The 10,193-nt window shown below is 34.2% G+C and carries 8 protein-coding genes; 1 reads left to right on the forward strand and 7 read right to left on the reverse strand.

Annotation, left to right across the window (positions count from 1 at the left end; all coding sequences use genetic code 11):
- The first annotated feature begins 247 nt into the window (after nt 1-247).
- Nucleotides 248-1,153, forward strand: coding sequence for a TIGR01777 family oxidoreductase (locus tag ITJ86_RS16825; protein WP_195872820.1), 906 nt, complete (start codon nt 248-250; stop codon nt 1,151-1,153).
- 397 nt (nt 1,154-1,550) lie between these two features.
- Here the strand turns inward: ITJ86_RS16825 and ITJ86_RS16830 are convergent, their stop codons facing one another.
- The 7 genes from ITJ86_RS16830 to ITJ86_RS16860 form a co-directional block, all read right to left on the reverse strand.
- Nucleotides 1,551-5,744 (reverse strand): phosphodiester glycosidase family protein, encoded by a 4,194-nt coding sequence (locus ITJ86_RS16830; RefSeq protein WP_195872821.1) that lies wholly within the window; start codon nt 5,742-5,744, stop codon nt 1,551-1,553.
- A 10-nt stretch (nt 5,745-5,754) separates the two neighbouring features.
- Entirely contained in the window at nt 5,755-6,999 is a 1,245-nt protein-coding gene (locus ITJ86_RS16835; RefSeq protein WP_195872822.1) for a glycosyltransferase family 4 protein, read from the reverse strand.
- Nucleotides 7,000-7,224: 225 nt separating this feature from the next.
- Nucleotides 7,225-7,713, reverse strand: coding sequence for an AAA family ATPase (locus ITJ86_RS16840; RefSeq protein WP_195872823.1), 489 nt, complete (start codon nt 7,711-7,713; stop codon nt 7,225-7,227).
- A gap of 15 nt (nt 7,714-7,728) precedes the next feature.
- Nucleotides 7,729-7,953, reverse strand: coding sequence for a hypothetical protein (locus tag ITJ86_RS16845; protein WP_195872824.1), 225 nt, complete (start codon nt 7,951-7,953; stop codon nt 7,729-7,731).
- 140 nt (nt 7,954-8,093) lie between these two features.
- Entirely contained in the window at nt 8,094-8,621 is a 528-nt protein-coding gene (locus tag ITJ86_RS16850) for a hypothetical protein (RefSeq protein ID WP_195872825.1), read from the reverse strand.
- 80 nt (nt 8,622-8,701) lie between these two features.
- A complete protein-coding gene (locus tag ITJ86_RS16855; protein ID WP_262897336.1) occupies nt 8,702-9,424 on the reverse strand; it encodes a tRNA-uridine aminocarboxypropyltransferase in 723 nt (240 codons plus the stop codon).
- Between the two features lie 157 nt (nt 9,425-9,581).
- Nucleotides 9,582-10,091 carry a hypothetical protein gene (locus ITJ86_RS16860; protein ID WP_195872827.1) on the reverse strand — a complete coding sequence of 170 codons (510 nt, stop codon included), beginning with the start codon at nt 10,089-10,091 and terminating at the stop codon, nt 9,582-9,584.
- Between the last annotated feature and the right edge of the window lie 102 nt (nt 10,092-10,193).

Genomic DNA, 10,193 nt, shown 5'->3' on the forward strand with positions numbered 1-10,193 from the left:
ACTTTCCAATCACTACTATAATTCCGTCACTTCGAGTGAAATTCCGCTTTTCAGGAATTTTGTATCGAGAAGCTTATAGGTAACCAAGGTTCTCATTACATTTCTCGCTCACTCGAAACACTCGAACTGACGACCGAAGTAAATTGAAAATACTACAATTTAAAAGTTTTGTTCCTCAAACGTTAAATCATATCTAAATCGCATACGTACCCTTTTAACCTTTTGTATATTTATATAAAAAGGAAAAATGACCGTTTTAATTACAGGAGCTACAGGATTAATTGGGCAAGAAATCGTAAAACAATGTCATGAAGAAGGTATTAATGTACATTATTTAACGACTTCAAAATCTAAATTAACTAAAGAATCGAATTACAAAGGGTTTTATTGGGATCCTGACAAAAACGACATAGATCACAAGTGTTTTGAAGGTGTTTCTGCCATAATCAATATGGTTGGGGCTTCTATATCTAAACGCTGGACAGACGATTACAAAAAAATCATTCTTAAGAGTAGAACCGAAACTGCTCAATTGCTGCAAGACACCATAAAAAAACATAATTATAAGATTGACCAAATCGTTTCCGCAAGTGCTATTGGCATTTACCCAACAAGTTTAGTCAACTATTACGAAGAAACCAATACAGAAATTTCAGAAACCTTTTTGGGTAAGGTTGTACACGACTGGGAAGCTGCCATCGATGACTTTAGTGCTTTGGGATGTAAAGTGGCAAAAATCAGAATTGGTTTAGTGTTAGCCAAAGATGGAGGTGCTTTACCCGAAATGATAAAACCCATTAAATTTGGTGCAGGTGCTGCTTTTGGTAGTGGTAAACAATGGCAAAGCTGGATTCATGTAAGCGATTTAGCATCGCTTTTTGTGTATGCTGTGACCAACAACTTTGAAGGCACTTATAATGGAGTTGCACCAAATCCGGTAAGTAATAGAGAATTAACAAAGGCTGCAGCTCGCATTTTAAAACGTCCTTTGATTTTACCCAATATTCCAAAATTTGTCATGAAATTGGTACTAGGAGACATGCATATTCTTTTGTTTGAAAGTCAACGTGTCAGCTCTCAAAAAGTAGAAGCTGAAGGTTTTAATTTTCAATTTGTGAATTTAAAACCTGCTTTAGAGGATTTGTTGAAATAAGTATCGACAACAATCAAACAGATATCCTGAAAATAAATACTATCAAAAAACGTCAGTTCGAGTGGTTTTGAGGTACGAAAAAATTATATCGAGAACCTTGTGTCTACAAATAAGCTTCTCGATACAAAATTCCTAAAAAACGGAATTTCACTCGAAGTGTCGTTACGCCATCAAATAGGTTTCGACTGCGCTCAACCTGACATTACTTATAAATACCACCACAAAACGTCAGTTCGAGTGGTTTTTGAGGAACGAAAAAATTATATCGAGAACCTTAGTTACATATAAGCTTCTCGATACAAAATTTCTTAAAAAACGAAATTTCACTCGAAGTGACGTTATAGTATTAAAGTGGTTTCGACTGCGCTCAACCAGACATTAAGAAATCAATTTTATGTTAGCCTTCAATCCAACCCATAATCGCATTAGCTACAAACCTTGGTTCTGGTGGCAGCGCATAAATATCTTTTTCATAGTTTTTATTGTAAGGTGATATATTCATGATGTTTCCATCGACTACAAGCGTACTACTTCCTCCTGGATCGAAGCCCATTGCTTTATCCATGCCGTATTTTAAAAGAATATCGACCATATCAAAATGCGTCGCACCAACGGATTCTCTAATACGACCATTGACCATTAACACCATTAATTTTCCAGCTTTGGTAATCCCAACGGCTATTTTTGGGCCTCGCATATCTGTAAAATCTAAACGTGCGGCTTGTGTTTTTATAGAATTGGTGGTTTTCCAACCTTCTTCTTCCATATTTAAAATTTGTTTACCGTCATCTATTAACATAGGTCCGGCTTCAATGGCATAAGAAATCTCATCCCATTTGTAAGGGTTTTCTTCTAGTTCTAACAGTTGAATATCTAATGATTTACCTTCAACAAACATAGTTTCAGAAAACATATCTTTAGGAATAGACAATGTAATTCCAACAGGAATCACACGCACATCTTCCTTAGACTTCGTTTTAATAATTTCTTTTACGGTGTTACCTGCTATTCTCACTATAACATTACCGTTGCCTTGGTAGGTATCTTCAGTAAATGACAAATCGTAAAAACATGGTTCCGTTGCGCTATGTGTATTATAATTGGAATTAGAAAATGTTAAGTCTTTCGTTTTTCCTTTAACCATTAAACCCGCTTTACTATTTACTTTTCGAATATCAACATCACCATTTTTATAAATAATAAATGCTGGTTTATTGAAAAGTGGTGGACAAAACACTTTATTATCCATAATTAAAAGTCCTAAAGGCGAACCAATATAGGTTTCTGGCAAGCCTAGTTTACCAACCAATTCCGGATTCAAAATATAACCACCATTCCAAGCTAGCTCTATCTTATTTGGATTTTTACTTTTCTTCTTGTACTCTTTTACAAGTGCTGGCACATTTTTAGGCTCTTTATTGGCAATATGTGCCGCAAACTTCCAACGGTGTTTTTTAGTATCTATTTCAGCCAACACTCCACTCCAAGGTAAGCCATCATCATAAACACCTCCTGCATACGACGATTTTACTTTTTCTACCGTTTTAGACGGTTCTAAACCTTCTTTAATCTGCGTTAATAATTTAGCAATTGGAGTGCCGTTTTCAATGGCATCTTCAGTCATCATATTTAACAATGCCTTCTCTCCTATCTTATCTTTTAAATCTTGATATAAATCACTTTTAAGAACCATATCAAAATCTTTCGCTGTTTGTATTGGCGTAGGATACGCTAAAGTGGTACGCACACCTGCTGGCACAAACTGAATAAAACCACTACCTTTAGGAATACCCATTATTTTAGCGGTCATTTGATACATCACCTTACCAATATGAAAGTGGTCGATTTCAATAATATCTGTCATCATAGCTGCATATTCTCCATTGGTTATTATGAAACCATCTGCCTCTTTTATAGCGCGTAATATCTTAATGGCTTTCGCACCCATTTGTGGAAAATGTACTCCTTCGGACCATTGTTTTGTTTCTACAATCTGAATAACTCCTGCATTGTACAACAAGCCTAGTTCTGGCTCTTTTCCACTTTCTAAATACTCTTTAATATCTGCACTAGAGAACCATTTTGTAATTCTTGGCTCGTGAATAAAAATGTAGATTTTCTCTAATTTGTCTACATTGGCTTCAAGTATGTCTGACGTTAACTCCTGCTCTATCGTTAATTGTAACTGAGCTCTTATAGGTTGTAATACAAAGTACTCTAATTCATGTTTAATAAATCGACCAGGAAAATAACCTTTAGGCACATTTTTCTTTAAATTCTTAGTTAGAATTTTTCGATCGTCTATACCTAAATACTGACTATTGGTAAGTTGAAAGAGTGCTAATTCCCAATCGGCAAAAAACTGTGGTGCTAAGGTTAAATCTGGTAAGTTTTTTGGTTTAAATACATCTGTATAAATCATATTTACCAAACCAGTGACTTCTTGATAAGTAAAGGCCTGATACGCATAAGATTTTTTATTTCTATGACGATATGCCAAGGCATGATCGTGACGAATAGAGATTTCACCATCTACATATTTAAATATATCATCAATTGCATTGTAATATTTATGAATGAGTTCGAGATTTGTGTTGACTAAATCTGGAATATCATTTTCCATCGTTCTAGCATAACGCATGACACGGCCTTTTACCAACTGTTCTTCAACTCTAAAAAAGCTAGGATCAATTAAGCTTTTTAAATAGTGCATAAACGACAAACGACCATAACCTGGCAAATAATGGCGCTTCTTTTTATTGAGAATCGCATTGAGATCTTCGTTTTCAAAATCTACAGACTCCTTATATTGCTTTAATAAATTAATGACTTGTGGATTATCTTCAATAGAAACAGAGACCAACTGGTAATACATACGTTGCAAAATGTAACGCATATTCTCTTCCAACGCCTCTAAGCTGTAACGTTTTTTAATCACACTTCTGTTGTGCGTTACATCGACCATTCTATTTTGAGGATAAAACACATGGTCACAGATTTTTTCTGCTAATTTCTTTGGGACCTTTGAGCCTTTAAATTCTAAAACATTAAGTCGAAGCGACTCGTCTAGATGACGACCAATAACCTCATCATAGACTTCTCTTGGTTCATACTGTCTGCAAAAAATCGGTGTTCCACAGGCAGCAGCTTCAATGATTGGCAAACCACGTCCTTCGGTTTGACTTGGCAGTAATATCAATGATGCCACATCAAATAGCTGCTCTATATCTAATGGTTTTTCGTGTTTCTTTTTAAAATCATTTTTATCGAATTCACTAAATAAAAACCCAAGCAACACACGCGATTTAAATGCTTTTGGAAGCTCTTTTAGAAAATCTGAAAAGTCCTTTTTTAGATCGTGATAATAATTCTGCTGACCATGTGGAATAGGTCCTGAAACAATTAACGATAATTTTAGCTGTGGATTAGTATGAAATTTTTCAGCAAATGAATCATAAGAGAACAAGCGTTTGATGAGTTTAAAATTCAGCTCAATAGATTTTCTACTAATCACTCTTGTTGGCTGTAAAAACACAATATTGTTATTTACAAAATCGAAGTTTTTTATCGTTTTATGACCTAATAGAATAGGCTTTAAAGAGCGCTTACTTTCGGTATGATGTGCAGCAGTATGAACCGTTATACTATCCTTTTTATTAGCAAAAATAGTAGACACTTGCATAAACGCTTTGATAATATCGCGCTTACTCATCTGATGCAATTTAGTATCAACAGCTGTGCCTAACAAGGCTACGTTAGCCGGATTATGACCATTGACATTTATTAAATGATCTTGCTGAATTCTATTGATATTCACATTCATCCACGAGCGACTTTCCCATGGGTAAATGGTTTCAATAATTGAGAAAAATTCGCCTACATGTGCATTGTGAAAAAAGAAATCTCTTGGTCCTTTTTTAAGACCTTTCTTTTTTATTTCGACTTCTCTGTTACCACCTTCCCAATAAAAATCGTGATTATTATTAATCACAGGAATGCCTAAATATTCTGAAATTAAAACGGTTGCCAAAGCCAATGATACGTTTCCAGGATTAGAACAGACATTAATAAGGTATAATAATGAAATGTCATGCTCTTCAATATAGTTTCCTAATTTCTCTACAAGTACTAAAACCTCTTTCCAAAACTTACCAATGAGGCTATTATAAGCTTCACTCCCACGTTCCATAGTAATTTGAAAGAAGTCCTTATATAATGGCCACGCATCAAAGGCTTCCATTTCTGGAATCACTTTTCTAAAGGCAGTTTTTGGTATTAACTCATCGGCTTCTTGCTTAATTTCACCTGCTATAAAGTGAATGGGAATATCTGGATAGATGCTCTTAAAGGTTTTAGCATATTTTTCGGTTTCTACCGTAATGCCATCAATGGTGAAATAAAAGGTTAAAAACGCAATGCCTCCGTTTTCCAGATGCGTATCAAACGTAGAGGCATTACCTTTAAATACTGATGGTAAATTTTTCTCTTTAAACTTATCCATAAATAAGCCTAAATCGAACCAAGTGTTTATGTTTTCTTTTTTTAACTCATTTAAAATAGTAGAGATTTTTGTTGTTTTTTTATCAGTCATGTTTTAACGCTTAAAATGTGAATAATTCGCTTAACTTTTCTTCTAATACCTCATACGAAAAGTGTTTTTTACCAATGCTAAAATTGTACTCTCCGATTTCTTTACAACGCTTCGGATTGTATATAATATCAGACATTTGTTGCACGCTTTCTGGCGTTAAATTGCTATCTTCAATCATTACGGTTTCAAAACCTTTGTTGCCTATATCTTGCATATACACAGGCTTGTAGTTATTTACAAAAATTGGTTTTTTAGCGAGGATGGTTTCCACAAAAGCATTGCCAAAACCTTCATAGGTACTAAAATAAGTGGCTGCTCTTCCGTGTGCATACACATCTGATAAATCTTTATGATCTAAAACTTTATGTGCTGCAAATATGATTTGACGCGATAAATTTAAATCGTGAATTTGGTCGATTAACTCATTGTAATAGGTCTTATTTTCATCGTCATTATTATTTCCTGTTATGACTAATTTTAGCTTTTTATCATCTAATTGATCTATTAGAGATATGGCGGTTTCAATTCCTTTACGTCTAACGATACGCGTGACTTGCAGTAAGGCAATTTCATCTTTTAAAACACCAACGTCTCTCAGAAAAAATTCATTCTCTGGTGTTGGCACTCCGTATACGCGATTAAAATCCATAACATTTGGCACCAAAGTAGCATCAATATCAAATCGGTTTTTAAAGGTTTCTACTCCGAATGTATTAATAACAGCGTGTTTTACATTAGGCAGCAATAATGGGAAGTTCTTATCGACATAGTGGTTGATCTCTGGGTGGACAGACACATAGCGTTGACCACGCTCCCAATGAAAATCATGATCGTGCGTTACAATAGGTATACCTGTAGTTTCAACAAGTTTTTTAATGGCGACTCCCATGGACAAATGGCAAGGCAATGCCGAGGCATTTTCGGAAAGAATAACATCAATTTTCTTATCGGCTATCCATTGTCGCATAGCGAAATGAATTCTATTCGACGCTTTTTCAACATGTTCTAATAAGGCATCTGGATTCTTATCGGGTTCAAAAAAGGCTTTACGTTGTCCCCATTCTGCTTCGACTGAAAAGAATGATAAGGCAGGATACAAATAATGATGCTCACGATCCATGGTCCAGGATTCGAATTCACCAGACATGATGAAAACTTCATGACCTAATTTTTTTAAAACATCTATCCATTTTTCGGTTTCGAGTGCTACACCATCGACACCACCAATTCGTCCAATAATAATACCTATTCGCATGTTATATCCAAAGTTTTGTGTTCTTTAAATATAGTGCATAGTCTAAAAGATTGAAAGGTTTTAAACCTCTGGATTAGCACTTTTGCGACTTCAAAAAATTATGTGATATTAAATTATGTGTTACATAATTTATGTCGCGAATCTTAACGAAATGATAATATTGAAGTTTATCACCTTCGCATTTTACGTAGCAAAAGTGCTTCAATCTCAGCCATTGAACCCTATTTATTCTGAAATTACAAACGCGTCACTAAGCTCTTTTTCGGTTGGTTTTTCAAACCAAGTTTCCATAAAATCGAAGTTGTCTTGCGTGACTTCAAACTCAAACGTATCGCCTTTTTCGGTATTTCTTTTGAGTACACGTTCTAGTCGCGTCGCTTTAGAAACGTCTAAAAAATGTAATTTTATGGTATAGCCATTCATTTCCGCGAACTTCCTGAATTTTTCACGATGGCCAAATTTAGACAATCCTAAATCTAAGATGGCATCCGTTTTTATGGTTTCTAACTGATGAGTGAGCTCTAACATCATACGCTCAGAACGTTCAATGCGTTCTAAAAACCACTCTAAACCATCGGTTTCTTTTTTATCTGGAAGAAACAAAACGTTATTCCACGTGTCGATTGAAAACACCACTCCATTAATACGTTTTTTTAATTCGTTAGCGTAGGTTGTTTTTCCTGAACCTGTATTGCCTACTATAAGGTGAATCATTTTTGTTTTTGAATTTTAATCGAGAATCTCGTAATCAATATCTAGTTTTCGCAAGGCTCTTAAGGCCGAACCTGAGTTTTTATCATCCACCTCAATATCTACAGCATCTCCTTCTAATAATATATCGGTAAGCTCATTAGACAAGGATGCATTGCCATTAACAGAAATTTCAGTAATGCAGTTGGCTATCGCTCTTTTGTCTGGCCGTTGCGCATCACAAGATAGTAGGTTTAGTTTCATAATTTAACTTATTAGTGCTTAAAGACATATAAAAATGACTTCTAAAGCTATTTCTGGTTGAGCACCGAATTTAGTGAAATAAAAACCCGCAGTGATCAATTCATGAGTATACTTAAAGTTAACACAGATTTTTTATTCTTTTATTTTATATGTTTATGTTCCAAAATGTCAAAACCAAAATAACCTTCACGAGTTTCCAATTCCACAGTTGAATAAAAGTTTCTTTTCTCATAATATTTATGTGGGAAGACTAACTCTTTTAGTTCTCCATTATAATTTATTTTGAATGTTGGCTGCCTTTCGTGTTTGCGATATTTCCCAACTCCAGGCAACGACGAGCATTCTACAATTTCAAATTCTTTCTTAATTGGTTCGGTTTCTGCTAAATAATAATTAGATAGCATAAACAAAGAACACACTATAAATCCAAATCCACATATATAGTGCATTGCCGCGTAAAAATAAAGTCCAACACCACTGTATTTATAGGTTTTTCCGTAATTTTTAACGTCCATGAAAAAAGCTATAATGCCCACAAAAAGAATAATTCCGAATAAAATTTTTAAATCAATTATTGTATTTCTATAGATTGAGATTTGCCAAGCCATTAAAATCAAGCCCAAAAAAAATAGTGTCGGATAAAATACTTTTCGTTGTTTTTTATTCATTTTCAATCCATGTGTGGTAAGGTGAATGATTTATTCCGTGGTTGAGCATGTAAATTAGGCAATAAAAATTAAAACTACACTTAACGCTCTATTTCAAAAATAGTATTTCTTTCCGTTTTATATAGGTTCTTAGCTACAAGGGTATTTTTTACTGTATCATGGTAATTTTTATGCTTTGGGTTGCGCAGATATTCTAGTTGATGGGCTATCATTTTTTCAAAAGGCACAAGGAAATTTGTTGTATCGCAGTGCTCAACGTTTCCTTCGTTTAGTAAATTTAAAACCGTGTAAACAGACTCAATAGTGCTCAAACAAAGCGATTCTGGTTGTTGTTTGATGATAAATTTTGATTTAATAGCATTATCAAAACTCACGCGTTGTAGCTTTTGCAAGTTCGTACTTAGTTTTAGCATTTTACGCGCACAAGGCCATGTGCCATCTAAAATGAAGAGGTGTGGCTTATTGCCCATAAAAGACTTTACTTCTGAACTTTTCCTTACCGATAAATTGAAATTCTCTTTTCCTGGATACAATAAAAAAGAGCTATTATTTTCATTTGCCAGTATGTCATTAACACGCTTATTATTGGTGAAATCGACACCTACAATAATTTCTGAATTCTCCAGTTGAAGCTTCGTCATGTGTCCCGTTCCATTTTTTTCTTTCTTGTATTCTTTGGGGTGCATCAGAATAATAAAACGCGTCTTCGTCTGTAATGAACTGATGTGTTTACAAATACAGGTGCTTTTAGGACTCATACATTTGTAACAGGTCAGTCTTGGGGTTATTGGTTTTGATTGCAATGTTGGGTATTTCTTTATTTTTCTGAAACCTGTTTGTATATGATTAGTGGCGTATTCAAGTAACTAATTTAGCAAATAAAACCCGAATAGAAAATAGGTGAGGACTTTCATAACTAGGCTATAACTAGCAATTAATTGTATACGGTGTTGTACAACGTCAGTAATCACAATTCATTTGAAGAAACTGATGAACAGCGTCTATTAGTGTTTTCCTGAACATAACATTTGTAGAGATTTCCCAATGACCTGAATGAATACCAGTAATTCTAATTTCATTATGCTTCAGTTTAAAATTAATATCAGTTTCTAGAGTTGTTTTGAGATCTCCAAACTTCATAACAATTCTTTCTATTCTCGTGTTAACGTAAATAATGGAATCATGTTGAAACCCAAAACCATTATTGACTTTAATATCAGAATTACTATTTTTATCAAACTCAGAGATTACGTATCTGAATTCTGATTCATAATTGGGAATCCTATAATCGCCATGGACTTGTTCTATAAGTTCAAGTTTAACTATATCACTCTGTCTATCATAAATGAATTCAATCGGTTTCCCACAATTTAATTGTTTAGCTTTCTTAACTAATTTATTGGTTGAGCTACAGCCAATTAAAAATAATGCGGCAAATAGTAGGACAAATATTTTATAATTCTTATTCACTAGCTATTGTATTATACTGAAATAGGTTGACTCTTTTTAGTTATTATTTAGACGTTCAAAAGATTTTTTTTAGCCGTTTAGAAGGCAAAAAAATAGTTTGAA

Origin of the sequence: Winogradskyella marina, from assembly GCF_015645385.1 — a bacterium.
GTDB lineage: Bacteria > Bacteroidota > Bacteroidia > Flavobacteriales > Flavobacteriaceae > Winogradskyella > Winogradskyella marina.

What these genes read in the sequence shown, in the direction of transcription:
- ITJ86_RS16825 (WP_195872820.1), top strand. Translation starts at nt 248, where the DNA reads ATGACCGTTTTAATTACAGGAGCTACAGGATTAATTGGGCAAGAAATC.
- ITJ86_RS16830 (WP_195872821.1), bottom strand. Translation starts at nt 5,744, where the DNA reads ATGACTGATAAAAAAACAACAAAAATCTCTACTATTTTAAATGAGTTA.
- ITJ86_RS16835 (WP_195872822.1), bottom strand. Translation starts at nt 6,999, where the DNA reads ATGCGAATAGGTATTATTATTGGACGAATTGGTGGTGTCGATGGTGTA.
- ITJ86_RS16840 (WP_195872823.1), bottom strand. Translation starts at nt 7,713, where the DNA reads ATGATTCACCTTATAGTAGGCAATACAGGTTCAGGAAAAACAACCTAC.
- ITJ86_RS16845 (WP_195872824.1), bottom strand. Translation starts at nt 7,953, where the DNA reads ATGAAACTAAACCTACTATCTTGTGATGCGCAACGGCCAGACAAAAGA.
- ITJ86_RS16850 (WP_195872825.1), bottom strand. Translation starts at nt 8,621, where the DNA reads ATGAATAAAAAACAACGAAAAGTATTTTATCCGACACTATTTTTTTTG.